17 protein-coding genes are annotated in these 18,533 nt (G+C 61.7%); 7 read left to right on the plus strand and 10 right to left on the minus strand.

What is annotated here, in order from left to right; translation table 11 throughout:
* Window positions 1–77 precede the first annotated feature (77 nt).
* Window positions 78–956, minus strand: a complete 879-nt coding sequence (locus CNX70_RS22735; protein ID WP_096237309.1) for an alpha/beta fold hydrolase — start codon at window positions 954–956, stop codon at window positions 78–80.
* Window positions 957–1,175: 219 nt separating this feature from the next.
* On the opposite strand from CNX70_RS22735, the gene CNX70_RS22740 reads away from it, so the two are divergent.
* The 5 genes from CNX70_RS22740 to CNX70_RS22760 all read left to right on the plus strand — a co-directional run bounded on the left by CNX70_RS22740 (window position 1,176) and on the right by CNX70_RS22760 (window position 6,790).
* On the plus strand, window positions 1,176–1,700 hold the full coding sequence (locus tag CNX70_RS22740; RefSeq protein WP_096237311.1) for a gamma carbonic anhydrase family protein: 525 nt from the start codon (window positions 1,176–1,178) through the stop codon (window positions 1,698–1,700).
* Between the two features lie 4 nt (window positions 1,701–1,704).
* The gene (hslO, locus tag CNX70_RS22745) at window positions 1,705–2,685 is read left to right on the plus strand and encodes an Hsp33 family molecular chaperone HslO (protein WP_096237313.1); all 981 of its coding nucleotides are present in this window, start codon (window positions 1,705–1,707) and stop codon (window positions 2,683–2,685) included.
* Between the two features lie 138 nt (window positions 2,686–2,823).
* Window positions 2,824–5,226 carry a TonB-dependent receptor gene (locus CNX70_RS22750; protein WP_244198926.1) on the plus strand — a complete coding sequence of 801 codons (2,403 nt, stop codon included), beginning with the start codon at window positions 2,824–2,826 and terminating at the stop codon, window positions 5,224–5,226.
* On the plus strand, window positions 5,226–6,356 hold the full coding sequence (locus tag CNX70_RS22755) for a glycerophosphodiester phosphodiesterase (protein ID WP_096237315.1): 1,131 nt from the start codon (window positions 5,226–5,228) through the stop codon (window positions 6,354–6,356). Before CNX70_RS22750 ends, CNX70_RS22755 begins: the two co-directional genes overlap by 1 nt.
* Window positions 6,357–6,508: 152 nt before the next feature.
* Window positions 6,509–6,790: a hypothetical protein gene (locus CNX70_RS22760; protein WP_071075942.1), complete on the plus strand. Its 282-nt coding sequence runs from the start codon at window positions 6,509–6,511 to the stop codon at window positions 6,788–6,790.
* Window positions 6,791–6,994: 204 nt separating this feature from the next.
* On the opposite strand, the gene ftsB is transcribed toward CNX70_RS22760, so the two are convergent.
* The 3 genes from ftsB to CNX70_RS22775 all read right to left on the minus strand — a co-directional run bounded on the left by ftsB (window position 6,995) and on the right by CNX70_RS22775 (window position 10,456).
* Window positions 6,995–7,318, minus strand: coding sequence for a cell division protein FtsB (gene ftsB, locus CNX70_RS22765; RefSeq protein WP_071075941.1), 324 nt, complete (start codon window positions 7,316–7,318; stop codon window positions 6,995–6,997).
* A gap of 61 nt (window positions 7,319–7,379) precedes the next feature.
* Window positions 7,380–8,663, minus strand: a complete 1,284-nt coding sequence (eno, locus tag CNX70_RS22770; protein ID WP_096237317.1) for a phosphopyruvate hydratase — start codon at window positions 8,661–8,663, stop codon at window positions 7,380–7,382.
* A gap of 140 nt (window positions 8,664–8,803) precedes the next feature.
* Window positions 8,804–10,456 (minus strand): CTP synthase, encoded by a 1,653-nt coding sequence (locus tag CNX70_RS22775; RefSeq protein WP_071075940.1) that lies wholly within the window; start codon window positions 10,454–10,456, stop codon window positions 8,804–8,806.
* Between the two features lie 246 nt (window positions 10,457–10,702).
* Between CNX70_RS22775 and CNX70_RS22780 the strand changes: the two genes are divergently transcribed.
* Window positions 10,703–11,110, plus strand: a complete 408-nt coding sequence (locus CNX70_RS22780; protein ID WP_071075939.1) for a PRC-barrel domain-containing protein — start codon at window positions 10,703–10,705, stop codon at window positions 11,108–11,110.
* 30 nt (window positions 11,111–11,140) lie between these two features.
* On the opposite strand, the gene CNX70_RS22785 is transcribed toward CNX70_RS22780, so the two are convergent.
* The 5 genes from CNX70_RS22785 to CNX70_RS22805 form a co-directional block, all read right to left on the minus strand.
* Window positions 11,141–13,396 (minus strand): TonB-dependent receptor domain-containing protein, encoded by a 2,256-nt coding sequence (locus tag CNX70_RS22785; RefSeq protein ID WP_096237319.1) that lies wholly within the window; start codon window positions 13,394–13,396, stop codon window positions 11,141–11,143.
* A gap of 40 nt (window positions 13,397–13,436) precedes the next feature.
* Window positions 13,437–14,216, minus strand: a complete 780-nt coding sequence (locus CNX70_RS22790; RefSeq protein ID WP_096237321.1) for an energy transducer TonB family protein — start codon at window positions 14,214–14,216, stop codon at window positions 13,437–13,439.
* The gene (exbD, locus tag CNX70_RS22795) at window positions 14,213–14,641 is read right to left on the minus strand and encodes a TonB system transport protein ExbD (RefSeq protein WP_096237323.1); all 429 of its coding nucleotides are present in this window, start codon (window positions 14,639–14,641) and stop codon (window positions 14,213–14,215) included. The genes CNX70_RS22790 and exbD overlap by 4 nt, the downstream gene beginning before the upstream one ends.
* A 3-nt stretch (window positions 14,642–14,644) precedes the next feature.
* A complete protein-coding gene (gene exbB / locus CNX70_RS22800; RefSeq protein WP_096237325.1) occupies window positions 14,645–15,400 on the minus strand; it encodes a tonB-system energizer ExbB in 756 nt (251 codons plus the stop codon).
* A 105-nt stretch (window positions 15,401–15,505) separates the two neighbouring features.
* Window positions 15,506–16,435 (minus strand): ChaN family lipoprotein, encoded by a 930-nt coding sequence (locus CNX70_RS22805; protein ID WP_096237327.1) that lies wholly within the window; start codon window positions 16,433–16,435, stop codon window positions 15,506–15,508.
* A gap of 189 nt (window positions 16,436–16,624) precedes the next feature.
* Here CNX70_RS22805 and CNX70_RS22810 point away from each other — a divergent pair, with 189 nt between their 5' ends.
* Window positions 16,625–18,034 carry an FAD-binding oxidoreductase gene (locus CNX70_RS22810; RefSeq protein WP_425269206.1) on the plus strand — a complete coding sequence of 470 codons (1,410 nt, stop codon included), beginning with the start codon at window positions 16,625–16,627 and terminating at the stop codon, window positions 18,032–18,034.
* Here the strand turns inward: CNX70_RS22810 and CNX70_RS22815 are convergent, their stop codons facing one another.
* Window positions 18,035–18,514, minus strand: a complete 480-nt coding sequence (locus tag CNX70_RS22815; protein ID WP_244198927.1) for a GNAT family N-acetyltransferase — start codon at window positions 18,512–18,514, stop codon at window positions 18,035–18,037.
* Between the last annotated feature and the right edge of the window lie 19 nt (window positions 18,515–18,533).

Genomic DNA, 18,533 nt, shown 5'->3' on the forward strand with positions numbered 1-18,533 from the left:
GAGCATGGAAGAAGTTTTCATTGTACGCTGCTTGCAAGATAAGGAAGTCGCGTTAGCGACACAGTTGTGCCAGCGCATTACTGCGCCAGGAAAGTTTCCACCAGACGCGCCAGCTCCGCCGGCTGGTCATGGTGCAGCATGTGGCCCGCGTCCGCCATCATCTCGCAGCGCACATCCTTGATGCAGGCCAAACGCCGGTCGATTTCGATGCGCGCCTCTTCCTTCGGCCCCATCCATTGCCACATATTCGTATCATCGGCTTCTACCCACAGCACGGGCGCCGTGATGCGGCGCCAGCACGCCATCACCTCTTCCACCTGGTACAGGATGGGATTGACCCGCTTGTGCTGCGGGTCGCCCAGGATGTCCCACTCGCCCGCCTCGTTCTGCGCCGACCAGTGCTCGGCCAGGAAGGCGGCGCGCGTGTCGGGCAGGCGCGGATTGGTCTTTTGCAGGCGCTCGGCCACGGCCTGCTGGCTCGGATAGCTGCGCATCGCGGGCGGCTCGCGCAATTCATCCAGCCACTTGGCGTAGCGGCCCGGCGCCTGCTCCGGTTTCGTCGCCATCATGCCGAAGCCTTCCAGGTTGATGAAACGGCTGATGCGCTCGGGCCGCACGCCCGCGTACAGGCCGGCCACATTGGCGCCCATGCTGTGGCCGAGCAGATTGACGGGGGCATCCGGCGAATAGTGCAGCAGCATGGCGTCCAGGTCGGCCAGGTAATCGGGGAACCAGTAGGTGTCCGATTGCGTGTAGTCGCTCAGGCCAAAGCCGCGCCAGTCGGGTGCGATCACGTGCCAGTCGCCTTGCAATTCGTCGACGACGAACTGGAACGAGGCGGCCACGTCCATCCAGCCGTGCACCATGAACAGGATGGGCGCGCCTTCGCGGCCCCAGTGGCGCACATGCGTGCGGGCGCCGCGGATGTTGATGAATTCGGAACGGGAAAGTTTCATGGGTTTCATCTGATTGCCTGCCTTGAAAGTGGCGCGGATGGCGCCACATGCTGTGTCTGTAGATAGGGTGCGCATAAAAGTACGACCGTTCGATTATTATACCGGATTAGCGCCGGGCGCCAGGACTTGTCCTGCAACAGCGTAAAATAGCGTACGCAGCACAGTAAAACTTCAGCGTCCGGCCATGCCCGTCGCTTCCACCACCGCCACAGGCTAATGATGACACTCTACCAATTGGGCGCCGATGCGCCACAGATTGACGCTTCCGCTTTTGTTGCCGACACGGCCAACGTGATCGGCAAGGTGACCCTGGAAGCGAACACCTCCGTATGGTTCGGCGCCACGCTTCGCGGCGACAATGAACGCATCACCGTGGGTGCCAACAGCAATGTGCAGGAAGGCGCCGTGCTGCACACGGACCCCGGCTACCCGCTCGACATCGGCCAGAACGTGACAATCGGCCACCAGGCCATGTTGCATGGGTGCACGATTGGCGATGGCGCCCTGATCGGCATCCAGGCCGTGATCCTGAATGGCGCGAAGATCGGCAAAGGGTGCCTGGTCGGCGCGGGCGCGCTGGTCACGGAAGGCAAGGAATTTCCCGACAATATGCTGATCATCGGCTCGCCGGCAAAAGCCGTGCGGCCCCTGACGGCAGACGATATCACCAGGCTACAAAGCAACGCCGTAAACTATGTGCAACGCGGCCAGCTATTTAATACGCAACTCAAGAAGATTGGATAAAAGAATGACGACTGAAACCACCGGCGCAGTCAGCGCAGCCGTTAGCGGCCAGGATACCCTGCAAAAATTTATTTTCGACAACGCCGCCGTGCGCGGCCAGTTCATCGACGTTTCCCACACCTGGCAGGAAGTGGTAGCGCGCCACGCCTACCCGACGGCCGTGAAAAAAGTGCTGGGCGAAATGGTGGCTGCCGCCGCCCTGCTGTCGGCCAACCTGAAATTCAACGGCTCGATCATCATGCAAATCCACGGTGACGGTCCCGTGCGCCTGATGGTCGTCGAGTGCGATTCCGACCTGCGCCTGCGCGCCACGGCCAAGCTGGACCCGGACGCCACCATCCCCGACGTGGCCAGCGTGCCGCAATTGCTCAATGCCACGGGCAAGGGCCGCTTCATCATCACCCTGGACCCGGCCGACAAGGTGCCGGGCCAGCAACCGTACCAGGGCATCGTGCCGCTGGACGGCGACGACATGGCGACCGTGATCGAAAACTACATGTTGCGTTCGGAACAGCTCGATACGCGTCTGTGGCTGGCCACGGACGACAGCGTCTCGCGCGGCCTGCTGCTGCAAAAGCTGCCCCACCATGGCGGCAAGGCCGAAGCGACGCCTGTCTCGGAAGAAGCTGCGCTGGACACATGGCACCGCGCCGTGATGCTGGCGTCGACCCTGAAAGAGGAAGAAATCCTCGCCACCGACATCGAGACCCTGATGCAGCGCTTGTTCTGGGAAGAAACGATCCGCGTCTTCGACCCGCTGCACCCGAGCTTCCATTGCAGCTGCACGCGCGAAAAAGTGGGCAATATGCTCAAGATGCTGGGCGAGGAAGAAGTCAACGGCACGCTCGACGAAGTGGGACAAGTGGGCGTGAACTGCGATTTCTGCGGCCAGCACTATACATTCGACAAAGTCGATTGCGCGCAGCTGTTCATCACGGATGCGCCGGCCGAAGTACTGATTCCGCCAGCCGCCAGCATTAACTAATTGTAATATTCCTCGCGCCGCCCCTCTGGCGGCGCCCTTGTTTCCACTGTCATCGTTCCGTCATCAGTTAGTCATCAGCCCGTCACGCGCCGCCGTTACGCTGCGCAGCTTGTATTACTTCCCACTTTCCACAGGCTGATGATGACCACCCACTTGACGCTGGCCCTGCGCCGCCATTCCTTCCATGTTTTGCTGGGCGCTTGCGCTGCGGGCCTCTCCCTGCCGGCTCTGGCCCAAACGGCCGTGGCCGCCGCCGTAGCCTCCGCCGCCACCGAGATGGCAGCGCCCGTTGATGACAACGCACCGATGGCCACGGTGGAAATTTCCTCGCGCAAGACGCGTTCTTCGGTCGCCCTGAGCAAGAATGAAATCCAGAAAATCCTGCCCGGCACGAATCCCCTGAAAGCCCTGCAAACCTTGCCTGGCGTCAGCTTCCAGACGGCCGATCCATGGGGCAACAATGAGCAAAACCTGTCGCTGTTCGTGCATGGCTTTTCCGGCCAGCAACTCGGCTACACCATGGATGGCGTGCCGCTGGGAGACCAGCAGTACGGCAATTACAACGGTCTGTCGCCGCAGCGCGCCGTGATCAGCGAAAACGTGCGCAGCGTCGTGCTGTCGTCGGGTGCGGGCGACCTGGCGACAGCCTCGACCAGCAACCTGGGCGGCACCATCGAAACCTATTCCAGCGACCCGCTGGCCACGCAAGGCGCCAGCGTGCAGCAAACGGTGGGTAGCCACCGCACCTCGCGCACGTTTGCCCGCTACGACACGGGCGCCTTCGGCGACGGCAGCAGCGCCTACTTTTCCATCTTGCACCACGAAGCGCGCGCCTGGGATTTCGATGCGCGCCAGGGCGGTGACCAGTTCAACGCCAAATACGTCAACCGCAGCGAAGCGGGCAAGCTGACCCTGTTCTTCAATTACTCGGACAAGATCGAGCCGAACGAAGACAGCACCGTGCACGTGAAGGGCGAGACGAGCGCGCCGTACACGCGCCCCTTCCTGTACCCGGACTTCAAGGCGGCCCTGAATTACCTGTCGCCGACGGGCGCCACGCCTGCCGCCGACGGCAACAATTACCGCAATTACTACAGCGATGCGCAGCGCACCGATTACCTGGCCTACGCCAAGTTCGACGCCAACTTGTCCGAAGGCATGACGTGGGCTAACCAGGTGTATTACCACAAGGATGACGGCGCGGGCGTGGTGGCCGGCCCCATCGGCGTGGCCGGCTTGCCTGGCCTGTTCAGCGTGTACTACCCGAAACAGAACCTGAAACAGGTGTTCGGCAACTCGGGCTACGCCGTGCGCACGACGGAATACGACATCAAGCGCGGCGGCTTCATTTCCACCTTGCGCCGCGAAATCGGCAATCACCAGCTGGAAGCGGGCCTGTGGCTGGAACAGAACCGCTCGTCCGCCTACCGCCGCTGGTATGCGCTGGACGTCAACAACCCGACCTCGCCCTACGACCGCCCCAGCAATCCTCTGATCACACAGTACGGCAGCGAGATCGACAACAAGGTGGTGCAGCTGCACTTGCAGGATGAATGGCGCATCCGTCCCGATATCGCCCTGCAGGCCGGCTTCAAGTCCAGCCTGCAGTTTGCCGATGGCCAATTCCCCGTGCAACCGGCCCTGGGCGCCATTTCCGGCGGCTCGACGGCCTTGCCGGTCGGCACCATCAACACGAAAAAATGGTTCCTGCCGCAAGTGGGCGCGCGCTGGGACTTCACGCCGCAAGACCAGCTGTACTTCAATATCCAGAAAAACATGCGCCAGTTCGTCACCTATGGCGGTGGCGGTGCCTCGCCATGGAGCTTGTCGAGCCAGGCCGCGTTCGACCTGTTCAAGCGCGACGCCAAGCCGGAAACTGCCCTCACCTATGAAGTGGGCGTGCGCGGCAGCCATCCATTGCGCTTGGGCGCCATCACGGCCATCGATGGGCAAGTCAATGTGTACCACGTCGATTTCAGCAACCGTTTGCTGCAGATCAGCCCCACGCCCGTGATTTCCTCCATCATCGGCGGCAACCCCGTGCTGGCCAACGTGGGCAGCGTGCGCACGGACGGCATCGACATCGCCGGCACCGTGCACTTTGGCAACAATTTCTCGTTCTACAATGCCCTGTCGTACAACCGTTCGCAGTACGCGGACAATTACAACAATGGCGCCGCGCTGGTGCTGACGGCCGGCAAGAACGTGCCGGGCTCGCCGGAATGGCTGAACAAGTTCGTGGCTTCGGCTACGTTTGGCGATATTGAAGTGCAACTGACGGGTGACTATGTGGGCAAGCGCTACGCGACGTACACCAACGATTTGTCCGTGCCCAGCTATTTCCTGATGGGCCTGGGCGTGTCGGGCAAGCTGCCAGTCATGGCCAGCTGGCTGAAAAACCCGCGCTGGCGCGTGAACGTCAGCAACCTGGCCAACCGCGACGGTTCGCTGAACGTGGTGGTGGGCGCAGCCGACAAGACGTACAATACCTTCCCCATCGCCCCGCGCCAGGGCTTCCTGACCCTGACGGCGGATTTCTGATGCGCACGCCCGCTCTGCCCCAGCGTCACTTTTCGCGCCGCAACTTCGTCCAGGCGGCCGTGGGCGGCCTGGCGCTGGCCGCCGCCCCCGGCTTTGCGGCCGGCCTGCTGGAAACAAAACCGGCGCGTCCGCTGGTATTCGCCCACCGGGGTGCCAGCGCCCTGCGCCCCGAGCATACGCTGGCGTCGTATGCCAAGGCGATCCTTGACGGCGCCGACTACGTCGAGCCCGACCTGGTCGCCACGCACGACGGCATCCTCGTGGCGCGCCACGAAAGCAATCTGATCGACACCACCGACGTGGCGCGTCGTCCCGAGTTCGCCAGCCGGCGCGGCAAGAAGCTGGTCGACGGCGAATGGCACGAGGGCTGGTTTGTCGACGACTTCACGCTGGCTGAACTGAAAACCCTGCGCGCCATCGAACGGCTGCCGAAAGTACGCACCGGCAACACCTTGTACGATGGCCAATTCCAGATCCCAACGTGGGAAGAAATCATCGATTTTGTTGCAGCGCAATCTGCCGCCAGCGGCCGCATCATCGGCCTCGTACCGGAGCTGAAGAGCTCGACGTATTTCCGCGATGCGGGCCTGGCGCTGGAAGACCGTTTCCTGTCGACCATGCTGGCGCACGAATACACGCGCCGCGCACCGATCGAAATCCAGTCCTTCGAAGTGGCCAATTTGAAGTACCTGCGCGAGAAGCTGGGACGGCGCGCCAACGTGCGCCTGATGCAGCTGGTGGTGGGCGGCGAGGTGCGTCCCATGGATGTCGTCAAGGCGGGTGGAAAGTTAACGTTTGGACAAATGACCACACCGGCCGGCTTGCGCGACATCGCCGCCTACGCGGACGTGGTGGCGCCGCCCACGCGGGGCGTCATCCCGCTGGGCGCCGATCAGCGCCTGGCTGCGCCCACGACCATCGTCGACGATGCGCACCAGGCAGGCTTGCTGTTGCACACGTGGACCTTCCGCCCGGAAAACCGTTTCCTGGCGGCCGACTTCCGCGACGGTAATGGAGAAAATGCGCGCAACGAAGCGGGATCCGTGGCGGAAATGCGGCGCTATATCGAAACGGGACTGGACGGCTTTTTCAGCGACGATCCGGGCCTGGGACGCATCGCCGCCGGATAAACATTTCGTAACAATTTTAATTCCAGGGCGTGGCCAGCGGCTACGCCCTTATTATTCGTTTCTTGAATTACTGAAATTGGAATTTGAAATTAGACATATATCGCCAACTCCACTATTGTGCAATGCAACAACAGACCATTCATGGAGGGCATATGTCCACTTTTACCAACACCTACAGCAACGACAACGACAACTACTTCAGCAACCTGGGCCGCGCCACGCGCGCCTTCCTGGGCGCCCTGCTCGCTTCCAAGCCGTACAGCGAACTGGCGCAGAAGGAAGTCATCGCCACGAACACCAGCAGCGCAGAAGAACAGCGCTATGTGCGCCCAAGCAAGCGCGACATCGCGCTGCTGAACTCGGAAGCGGCCCGCTACGAGCACCTGATGCCGAATCTGGCCTCGGAACTGCGCTTCCTGGCGTCGCGCGGCTAACTCAATACACGAAAGGATTTTTATATGATGATTCTCGAAACCGCACTGATCGCCGTTGCCGTCGTGGTCACCGGCATCCATTTCTACCTGATCACGACCGGCAAAGCCCGTTTCTGATCAGCAAGCAGCAAGGTAGTAGCAGTCATAAAGTGATATGTCAGCCTGGCAATCGGTCCAGGCTGGCAAGCGGGAAGTCGTACTATCTTAATGTGGCGCAGCAGCGTCCACCGGCGTTTCCAGCAGTGGCGGGGTTTGTCCCTTGCGCACGATCTGCACGAAAATCTCATTCTGTTTGACCATACCCAGCTCATAGCGGGCACGCTCCTCGACGGCGCCCGTACCATCTTTCAGGTCGCGCACTTCGGATTCGAGCTTGGCGTTTCTCGCCTTCAATTCCACATTCTTCTTGTTGGCCAGCGCCACTTGGGCTTCCATGTCGGCAACACGCAGCCAGCCGCCTTTACCCAGCCAGAGGGGAAATTGGATCAGCAGCAGCAGGGCTGCCAGGGCGAGCGTAATCAGGCGCATGGGGCATTCAGTTAACAAACCGGCCGGATATCTCCGGCCGGCCAGTGGGTTTTACATCAGCTTACTTCAGATTATAGAACGCATCGCGGCCAGGGTAGCTGGCGATGTCGCCCAGGTCTTCCTCGATACGCAGCAGCTGGTTGTACTTGGCCATGCGGTCCGAACGCGACATCGAGCCGGTCTTGATCTGCAGGGCGTTGGTGGCAACGGCGATATCGGCGATGGTCGAGTCTTCCGTTTCGCCCGAGCGGTGCGAAATGACGGCCGTGTAGCCGGCGCGCTTGGCCATTTCGATGGCGGCAAAGGTTTCCGTCAGGGTGCCGATCTGGTTGATCTTGATCAGGATCGAGTTGGCGATGCCCTTCTGGATGCCTTCTTTCAGGATCTTGGTGTTGGTGACATACAGGTCGTCGCCGACCAGTTGCACTTTCTTGCCCAGTTCTGCCGTCAGGATCGCCCAGCCGTCCCAGTCGCCTTCGTGCATCGCGTCTTCGATCGAGATGATCGGGTACTTGTCGCACCAGGTCGCCAGCAGGTTGGTGAACTCGGTGGCCGTCAGGCTCAGGCCTTCGCCTGCCATTTCGTACTTGCCGTTCTTGTAGAACTCGGACGCGGCGCAATCGAGGCCGATGGCGATCTGCGTGCCTGGCTCGTAGCCCGCTTCTTCGATGGCCTGGATGATCAGCTTGATGGCTTCTTCATGGTTGGCCAGCGATGGCGCGAAACCGCCTTCGTCGCCCACGTTGGTGTTCAGGCCCTTCTTGTGCAGGATCTTTTTCAGCGTGTGAAACACTTCCGCGCCGTAGCGGACGGCTTCCTTGAACGACGGGGCGCCCACGGGAATGATCATGAATTCCTGGATGTCCAGGTTGTTGTCGGCGTGCGCGCCGCCGTTGATGACGTTCATCATCGGCACTGGCATCTGCATGGCGCCCGAACCGCCGAAATAGCGGTACAGCGGCAAGCCCGCTTCTTCGGCGGCAGCCTTGGCGACGGCCATGGAAACGGCCAGGATGGCGTTGGCGCCCAGGCGCGATTTGTTTTCCGTGCCGTCCAGGTCGATCAGGGTACGGTCCAGGAAAGCCTGTTCATTGGCGTCCAGGCCCATGATGGCTTCGGAGATTTCGGTGTTGATGTTTTCGCATGCTTGCAGCACGCCCTTGCCGAAGTAGCGCTTGGCGTCGCCATCGCGCAATTCCACGGCTTCGCGCGAACCGGTCGAGGCACCCGACGGTACGGCCGCACGGCCCATCACGCCCGATTCCAGCAACACATCGCATTCGACGGTCGGATTGCCGCGCGAGTCCAGGATTTCGCGACCGATAATATCAACAATAGCACTCATGTCATTCTCCAAAGTTAAGCGTAACAGGGGCTGCACACTGCGTTCTGATGCGCAATTGCACAAAGGGGCAAAGAAACTCCCGGCGGGAACCATCTGGCCGGGAGCTGTCTTACGGGTAATACTGTCGCAATCGACCCGCGTTATTCCGCGGCGGCGTTGGCTTCTTTGTGCGCCAGCGCTGCCTTGATGAACGAGGTAAACAACGGATGGCCGGTGCGTGGCGTCGACTTGAACTCGGGATGGTATTGCACGCCCATATACCATGGGTGGGAATTTTCACCCGTGCGTGGCAATTCCATGATTTCGCACAAATCTTCGCTCGGCGTGCGGGCCGAGACGATCATGCCAGCCGCTTCGACACGGGCCAGGTAATGATTGTTGGCTTCGTAGCGATGGCGGTGACGCTCGGTCACCACGCTGCCGTAGATCTCGGCAGCCAGGGTGCCCGGATTGACGGCGCAGGTCTGCGCGCCCAGGCGCATGGTACCGCCCAGGTCCGAGTTTTCATCGCGCAACTCGACTTTACCATCGTGGTTTTGCCACTCATTGATCAGTGCAACGACAGGTTGATCCGTATCAAGGTCGAACTCGGTCGAATTCGCGTTCGGCATGCCTGCCTTGTTGCGCGCGTATTCGATCAGGGCCACTTGCATGCCCAGGCAGATGCCCAGGTAAGGGATCTTGTGCTCACGGGCGAACTGGGCCGCCTTGATCTTGCCTTCCACGCCGCGCTTGCCGAAGCCGCCCGGTACCAGGATGGCATCGTACTTGGCCAGGTTCTCGCAACCGGTCGTTTCGATTTCTTCCGAATCGATGTACTCGATGTTGACGCGGCTTTCCGTGTGGATGCCGGCGTGGCGCAACGCTTCGATCAGCGACTTGTACGACTCGGTCAGCTCGACATACTTGCCGACCATGCCGACGGTCACTTCCGCCTTCGGGTGCTCCATCGTGTAGATCAGCTTGCTCCAGATCGACAGGTCGGCCGGTGCCGGATCGAGGTCCAGCGCTTCGCAGATGATCTTGTCGAGGCCCTGGTCGTGCAGCATTTGCGGCACTTTGTAGATGGTGTCGACATCCCACACGGAAATGACGGCATGCTCTTCGATATTCGAGAACAGCGAGATTTTCGCGCGTTCGTCTTCCGGGATGGCGCGGTCGGCGCGGCACAGCAGCGCGTTCGGCATGATGCCGATTTCGCGCAGCTTTTGCACCGAGTGCTGCGTCGGCTTGGTCTTCAGTTCACCGGCCGAGGCGATGTAAGGCACCAGGGTCAGGTGGACGAAAGCCGTGTTCTTGCGGCCGGCGCGCAGGCTCAGCTGACGCGCCGCTTCCAGGAAGGGCAACGATTCGATATCGCCGACGGTGCCGCCGATTTCGCACAGGGCCACGTCGTAGCCTTCGGCGCCACGGCGGATGTAATCCTGGATTTCATTGGTGATATGCGGAATCACCTGCACGGTCTTGCCCAGATACTCGCCCCGGCGTTCCTTGCGGATCACCGATTCATAGATCTGGCCAGTGGTGAAGTTATTCACCTTTTTCATGCGGGTGGAGATGAAGCGCTCGTAGTGACCGAGGTCGAGGTCGGTTTCAGCCCCGTCATCGGTGACGAATACTTCACCGTGTTGCATAGGGCTCATCGTGCCAGGATCGACGTTGATATACGGGTCGAGCTTGAGCATGGTGACTTTAAGGCCGCGCGATTCGAGGATCGCGGCGAGGGAGGCGGCGGCAATCCCTTTTCCAAGGGAAGACACAACGCCACCAGTGACGAAGACAAATTTGGTCATTGCAGATGGTGCCGAACGGCACGTGCGGGAAATTGAAATTATACACTAAAGCCCGCCTGCGGCGCTCTCCACGCGCGGAAATTTACGCCAAATGTCGACGATCGCCCCCGCTCCTGCGGTCTACACACAACAAAATTACTCAATAGTAATAATTAAAATATTTTCAATTCCTTAATTTGTGTGGGCGAGCGAACAGACCCTGCCGCGCCCTGTCGGCAGACTGGGATTTTTCAACGGAGGTACATCATGAGCTACGAAGAACGCGACGCCTACGGCATGTATGTCAACCGCGGCCACAAAGGTCCCGGTCCTGAACTGATGGGTGCCGACACCCTGATCGGCGACCATGTGCACAACGCCAAGGATGAACACCTGGGCGAAATCAAGGAAATCATGATCGACATGCGCAGCGGCAAGATCGCCTATGCCGTCATGTCGCACGGCGGCGTCTTCACCATCGGCGAAAAACTGTTCGCCGTGCCCTGGGAAGCGCTGCTGCTCGACACCGTCAACAAGCGCTTCACGCTCAACGTCGACAAGGAACGCATCGAAAACGCGCCCGGCTTCGACACGGATAACTGGCCGAACATGGCCGATACCACGTGGGCCCAGTCCATCCATAGTTACTACGGAACGACACCACGCGAGTATTAATTCACCCAGGGCGCAGGGCTGGGGTGCACCTTAAAACCGGTACTCCAGCCCCGCCACATACGTCCTGCCCCGCGCCGTGCTCAGCGGCGTGTTGTCCTGCGACTGCGACGGCATCGAGTTCAAGCGGTTCAGCGCTTCCGAAAAATCCTTGTTCATGGCGTTCTGCACCGACAGGCGCAGGAACAGGTTTTTCGACACCTGATAACTCGCATACAGGTCGATCACGGCCGGGATCTTCGGATTCTCGGCCTTGAGCACTTCGCCCGTCGCTTCGTCGGCTTCATTGTCCGGCGACAAGCGGCGGTTCGAGCCCGTGTGCTTGAGGATGGCACCCACTTCCAGCTTGTTGTCCAGCAGGCGCGTGCCCACGTCGAGGTTGTAGTACGCGCTGGGCAGCTCGCTGATGTCGGCCGCGCCGAACCAGGCGCTGGCGATCGAGGTGGGCTGGCGCGTCGTTTCGCGCGTGTACGACAGGCGCGCATAGGCCGGCCCCAGCTGATATTGCGCTTCCAGCTCCCATCCGCGCGAGTACACGGGCGTGGCCGAGTTGATGTAGATATACATGTTGGTCATGTAGTCATCCACATTGCGCCAGTCATTGGCGAGCACTTCCGCGATATTGCACTTGCGGCCGCTGTCGCACACGAGGAAGGACTGGCTGGTGATATAGCCGTCGATCTTGCTCTTGAAATACAGGGCCTTGAAGTTCAGCACGTCATTCTTGCTCAGCAAACCATGCAGGCTGGAATTGAAGCCCAGCTGATAAGTGCTGGCCCGCTCGCCCTTCAGGAAGGGGTTCATCGAGGCGCCGCCATCGTTGGAAAAGAATACTTCCTGCGGATTCGGTCCGCGCATGGTGCGCTCGGCACTGGCAAACGGCTGGAACCACGGCGCGACCTGGGCCGACAGCATCAGCGAAGGATTCACGCCGTGTTCTTTCAGCGCGATGTGCGACGCGCCTTGCGGGAAGCACTGCACGCGCAGGTCGCAGGCAGGCTTGTAACCCGTCAGCTCGAAGCTCGTATAGTTGAGGCCTGCATTGACTTGAACAATGCCACGGTTGTATTGCAGGCCGGCATACAGGCTATCGATCTTTTGCCGTCCTTCCGGCCCGAAAGTATTGTTTTCAATCGATTGCTGGTTCGCCTCGGGGTTGTCGGGATCGTCAACCAGGCTTTCCACGTGCTTGCTGTATTTGTTGCGCATCAGTTTGCCGCCGACGGTCACCAGCGCATCGCCGCCCGCCAGCTTGAAGCTGCTGGTGTTGTTGATATCGAAGGCATCAGCGCGGTTGGCCGCATTCGTGTTGATGAAATTGGTCAGCGCTTCGGGCATGTATTTTTGGTTGCCACGGCTGCTGCTGGCCACCACATTGAGGTCGATCAATTCGGAAAACGGCGTGTAGTGATATTTGACGTAGTAGTCATCACTCTGGATATCGCGGCGCGTAAACGTGCTGCGGTAATCGCGCGCCGACAGTTCCAAAGAGTGGAAATCGCTCAATTTGAGGTCCAGCTTGAGCAGTTGCGACTTGGGCTTTTGCTTGTAATAGCGGTTGTAGCCGAAACCGAATTCCTCGCTGTTGACGCCGTTGGCATTCTTGTAGTTATTGCCGATCACGCTGGCACTGGTGGCCGCCATGAAGCCCACGCTGCCGCCATCGAAGGCAGGGTTTTTCATGGCCACGGCCAGCATGGCGCTACGCCCCACGCCATTATTTCCTGTCGACATCTTCGTGCGCGCCCCGGTTTTTTCACCGGCGAAGACGACATCATCGACGCCGATGGTGCGAAAGTTGCTGCTGCCGGCCAGCGCATTGATGCCGTCGCCGCCGACGACATTGCCGCGCGACACGTCCACGCCGATGATGAAATTCGGGTCGATCAGGGCGCCGAACTGGCTGCTGGGCACGCCGCCGTGCGACACGGACGAGGGCGCGCTGCCATAATAATTCTGGCTCACGCCATCGACCATCATGTTGACGCGCCCCAGACCCGACAAGCCGCGAACATTCACGCTGACGGCACCCTGCGCCGGATCGATCTGGGTAAACGTGCCCGGCATGCTGCGCACGATCTGGTCCACGCTCTGCAAGCGCGTGTCCGGTCCGCGCGCACTGACGGCGCCCGGTTTTTCCAGCGCCTGCTGTTCCGCAGGGACCGCCTCGCCCGACACATTCAGCGGCGAAAGCTCGACCTTGCCGCCGGCATTTTCTTGCGCCCACGCCTGTTGCGCGAGCACGGCCATGCACACGCCCACGGCGCGCGCCATTATCTTGATATTCATACACCCTCGATTTGTTATGTGATTGAAAAAATGCGAAAAATCAGCTGCCGCCGTGGCCGCTCTCGGCATCGAGCCTGAACGACACGGGCAAGGTGACCGTCACCGTGCCCTGGCGCAGCAAGGTGACTGGCGGCGCCGGCAACGGTTGCGCGCGCTCAAGCACTTGCAGCGCTTCGCGGTCGAGCATCACCGTGCCCGATGACGTGATCAATTCGCTGGCCAGCAGCTTGCCGTCGCGGTCCACCTGGAAGCGCACCCAGGCGGCGCCGGCCCGCTTGCGCTGGCGCGCATCACCGGGATAGCGCTTGAAGTGGGCCAGGTGGCTGAGCACGCGGCTTTGCCAGCTGGCCGGCGCCGCGCTGGCAGGTGGCGTGTCGCTGTCGAACGGCGCCGCCTGCGGACCGCGCACGGGGCTTGGCGCCGGTGTGGCGCTGCTGCTGGCCTGTGCGGGGACCGTCGGCTCATTGGCAATCTCTTTGCCCGGATCCGTCACGGGACTGGCCGCCGCCTTCGCGTCCTTTTCTGCGGCGATGATCTGCGGCGCGGCGGCACGCGCCAGCACGGGCAGCGCTTCCTGCCTGATGGCACTCTTTGGCGGCCGGGCGGCACTGGAGGCGGCCGACTGGCGCGCCCCTGCTGCTGCCGCCTGTTGTGTCTCCGGCGACATCGCTTGCGCGGCAAACACCAGCATCACGCTGGCGGCCGGATTGACGGGCGCCACACTGACGGGCTGCCAGCTGGCCCACAGCAGCAGCGCCAAGGCAGCCAGCAACACCAGCGACGTGGCGATGCCCCAGCTCAATATCGGACGCGGATTCACCCGCCCCCCTCCCGGCCCACCAGGCCCACTTTCAGGTAGCCGGCCTGGCGCAGGGCATCCATCACGCCCAGCACGTCTGCATACGCGGCTTGCTTGTCGGCCTGGAAAAACAGCGTGCGCTGGCGGTCGCCGCCCGTTTCGGCATCGAGCAGGCGGCCCAGTTGCTCGCGCGCCACGGGCGATTCCCCCAGATACAGGCGGTGATCGGCTTTCAGGGAAACGAACAGGGGCTTGTCGGGACGCGGCTCGGGCTTGGCCGTGGCGGCCGGCAAGTCGATTTTCAGGTCGACGGTGGCCAGCGGCGAGACCACCATGAAGATGATCAACAGCACCAGCATCACATCGATGAAGGGCGTGACATTGATCTCGCTCAATTCCGGCATGTCGGCCGTGTCGTCGTCCGTAGAAGGAAAGAGGCTGGCCATGGCTCAGGCCTGCTGGCGCGTGTCGAGGTCGCGGCTCAGCATCAGCAGCACTTGCGCGGAAGCGGCGCGCAGCTGCGCCTTGTACTGGTTGATGCCACGACTCAAGACGTTATAAATGACGACGGCGGGAATCGCCGCCACCAGGCCCAGGGCCGTTGCCAGCAAGGCTTCCGCGATGCCCGGCGCCACGGTGGCCAGATTCGTGCTCTGGCTGACGGCGATGCCGATAAAACTGTTCATGATGCCCCACACGGTGCCGAACAGGCCGACAAACGGCGCCACGGCGCCGATGCTGGCCAGCAGACCGATGCCTTGCGTCATGGCGCGCACCTGGTGGGCGATCCACTGTTCCTGGCGAAAGCCGGCCCGCTCCTTCAGGGCTGCCGCCGGTGCATTCGCGTGCGACAAGCTCAGTTCCTGCTGCACCTCGGCCAGCAACTGCTGCGCCAGCGAAGTGCTGCCTGAGCCCTCCACTTTGGCGGCCGCGTCGGGTAGCGAGGTCGCCGTCTTCAGCATGGCGACGGCTTGCGCCGCCGCGCGCCGGGCCGTCAGCAAGCTGGCGCCCTTCACCAGCAAGACCACCCAGGTGGCCAGCGCGGCGACCAGCAAGCCGATGAGCACGCTTTTCACGACCTGGTCGGCGGCGAAAAACATGCCCAGCGGCGACATGTCGTGCGGCAGCGCGGACGCTTGCGCGCCGGAATGAAAGATGAAAAGAAACACGCCGCCGGCAGCGGCTTTGATACAGGAAATACGCATGGAAGCTTCAACAGGTAAGAAAAAATCGGACGGACTACCTGGCTGCTGCTAAGAAGCTTGCTGGGGAAGAGTGCCGGGCAGAACGCCCGGCGGAAATGCAATGAATTATTGGGCGCTGGCAACGGCCGGCATTGCCGGCGTGAACCAGACGAAATCCGCCTGCGGCGCCAGCACCGTGGCGCCCTGCTGCGCCAGCACCAGCACCAGCGGCGCGGGGCCGCCCGTCAAGTCCTGCACGTGCAGCGGCACGCCCAGGTCCTTGTGCGCGTGGTAGGCGCCGGCGATCAGCACGGCCGGCGCGGGCGCGGCCAGCAGGCGCTCGGCCATGCGGCGGTCGCGCTGCTGCTGCACCGACAGCATGGCGGCCAGGCGCGGCGCGTCGATCTGGTTGTCATGCATGACGCGGATGATGTCTTTCAACTTGTCATGCACCTTGCCATCGTTGGCCAGGTTCGAATGCTTGCCCTGCACGGCTGGCTGGTCGATGAACAGTTGCTTGATCTCGCTGCGGTCCAGGTTGGCCGACCAGACGGGATACGGCGCGCGCATCACGGTCATGACCAGGTCGCCATATTGCGCCCACTTCCAGCTCGGTTGCCAGGCCAGCAGTTCGGCCACGTGTTCGGGACGTACGACGGGGTCCGTCTGCAGCCACGGCTTGACCTTGTCCACCTTGGCTTGCTGGTCCGGATTCAGCATTTCCAGCAGCACGCTGCCTTGCGGACGCTGGCCCTGCAATTGCTGCAGCAGCCATTGCTCGATCCGGTGATGGCTGAGCTGGTCATGCTGTTCGCCGATGATCACGCGCGGCGCGGCGGCCAGCTGGGCCAGCAATTGCTCGGCGCTCAGGCGCTGGCCGCTGCGCAGGTCGACGATCTCGCCCAGTTGGCGCACGTCTTGTGCAGAAGCGGGCGCGGCGCTCGTGGTGGCGGCCGTGCCAGTGGCTGGTGCAGCGGCTGGTGCGACGCTGCTGCAGGCGCTCAGCGCCAGCACGCAGGCGGGCAGGACGGCGGCGAGGGACAGGGGGAATTTCATGGCAGGGCCTTTCGGGTCTGAGCACGCATTGCAAAATAACTACTGGCGGGCATTTTAATAGAAATGATTCTCATTTACAACCAGTGCACGGCAAACCCTGCGGATTTTTTTACAACTGGCAAAAAATTAATATACTGCTTGAGTGAAATCCCCGGGCGCGGAGTAGAATAAAAAAAACGGAGGACTCGCGTGAATCAAACTGACCAGTTGGCGGTACTGAAACAACCGCTGCCAGACTCTCTTGCTGCCGTACTTTCCCTGATCTTTGCCGACCGCTTTTCCATGACGCAAGCCATGCGCGCACACCATGGCCGCGACGAGTCGAGCTATCCGCCCATGCTGCCCGATGCCGTCATCTTCGCCCATTCCACCGAGGAAGTGGCGGCCGCCGTCAAGCTATGCAGCGCGCACGATGTGCCCGTCATCGCCTATGGCAGCGGCACCTCGCTCGAAGGTCACGTGCTGGCCCTGCATGGTGGCGTGACGATTGATCTGTCGCAAATGAACCAGATGGTAGCAGTGCATGCTGAAGACTTGACGGCCACCGTGCAGGCGGGCGTGACGCGCAAGCAACTCAACGAGGAAATCCGCGACACGGGCCTGTTCTTCCCCATCGACCCGGGCGCCAATGCGTCGCTGGGCGGCATGGCGGCCACGCGCGCCTCGGGCACGAATGCCGTGCGCTACGGCACCATGCGCGAAAACGTGCTGGCCCTGACGGTGGTGACGGCCGATGGCCGCATCATCAAGACGGGAACCAGGGCGAAAAAATCGTCGGCAGGCTACGACCTGACGCGCTTGTTTGTCGGCAGCGAGGGCACCCTGGGCATCATCACCGAAGTGACGGTGAAACTGTACCCGCTGCCGGAAGCGATCTCGGCCGCCGTGTGCTCATTCCCCGGCACGGGCGAAGCCGTCAGCGCCGTGATCCAGACCATCCAGATGGGTATTCCTGTGGCGCGGGTCGAGTTTCTCGATGAAAACGGCGTCAAAGCCATCAACGCCTACGACAAGATGGCGCTGCCGCAAAAGCCGCTGTTGCTGTTTGAATTCCACGGCACGCCGGCCAGCGTGGCCGAACAAGCGCAGCTGGTGCAAGCCATCACGGCGGAACACGGCGCCAGCGATTTCGAATGGGCCAGCCGCCCCGAAGACCGCTCGCGCCTGTGGGCCGCGCGCCACAACGCGTATTTCGCCCTGCTGCAGATGCGTCCTGGCAGCCGCGCCATTTCCACCGACTGCTGCGTGCCCATTTCTCGCCTGGCCGAATGCATCCTGGCCACCAAAGCCGATTGCGAGGCGCAGGGCCTGGTCTACGCCATCATCGGCCATGTGGGCGACGGCAACTTCCACGTGCAGATGCTGGTCGATCCCGATGACCCGGCCGACATTGCCCGCGCCGAAAAGGTCAACAGCGACATGGTCACGCGCGCCATCGGCATGGACGGCACCTGCACGGGAGAACATGGCGTGGGCATGCACAAGATGGCTTTCCTGGTGGAAGAACATGGCGAGGGCGCCATCGACACCATGCGCGCCGTGAAACACGCGCTGGACCCGAAGAACCTCATGAATCCGGGCAAGATCGTGCGCTGGTAATCAGGCCGTCAATTCCATGCGCATCGGCACAAACGCGATGCCGCCCGTCTCCACCTTCGGTCCCGTGGCGACAAAGCCCAGGCTTTCATACAGGGGCAAAGCGTAGGCCGAGGAGTTGACGGTAAATGCCGTCACGCCGCCCCTGGCCAGCGACGCATCGCGGGCAGCCTGCCACAAACGGCGCGCCATGCCGCGCCGGTGCAGGGCACGCGGCACGAACATGTGGAACAGATGCGTGTTGTCGCGCATGGCCACCACGCCGGCCAGTTCGCCGTCGATATGCGCGAGCTGGTAGGCGTAATTGGGCAGCGACAGATACTGCTCGATGGCGGGCTGGCGGCAATGTTCGATGAACTGTTCCGCCCCCGCGCCATCGGGGTGCAGGGTCAGAAAAGGCATGAGGTCGTCGATCAGTGCAACGATGGCGGGCGCGTCGGCGACCAGGGCGGGACGCAGTATTGGTTCGGGCAAAGTAGTCATGATGACAATCATGCCATCG

It is taken from the genome of Janthinobacterium svalbardense (assembly GCF_002327145.1).
In the GTDB taxonomy this organism is placed as follows: Bacteria; Pseudomonadota; Gammaproteobacteria; order Burkholderiales; family Burkholderiaceae_D; genus Janthinobacterium; species Janthinobacterium tructae.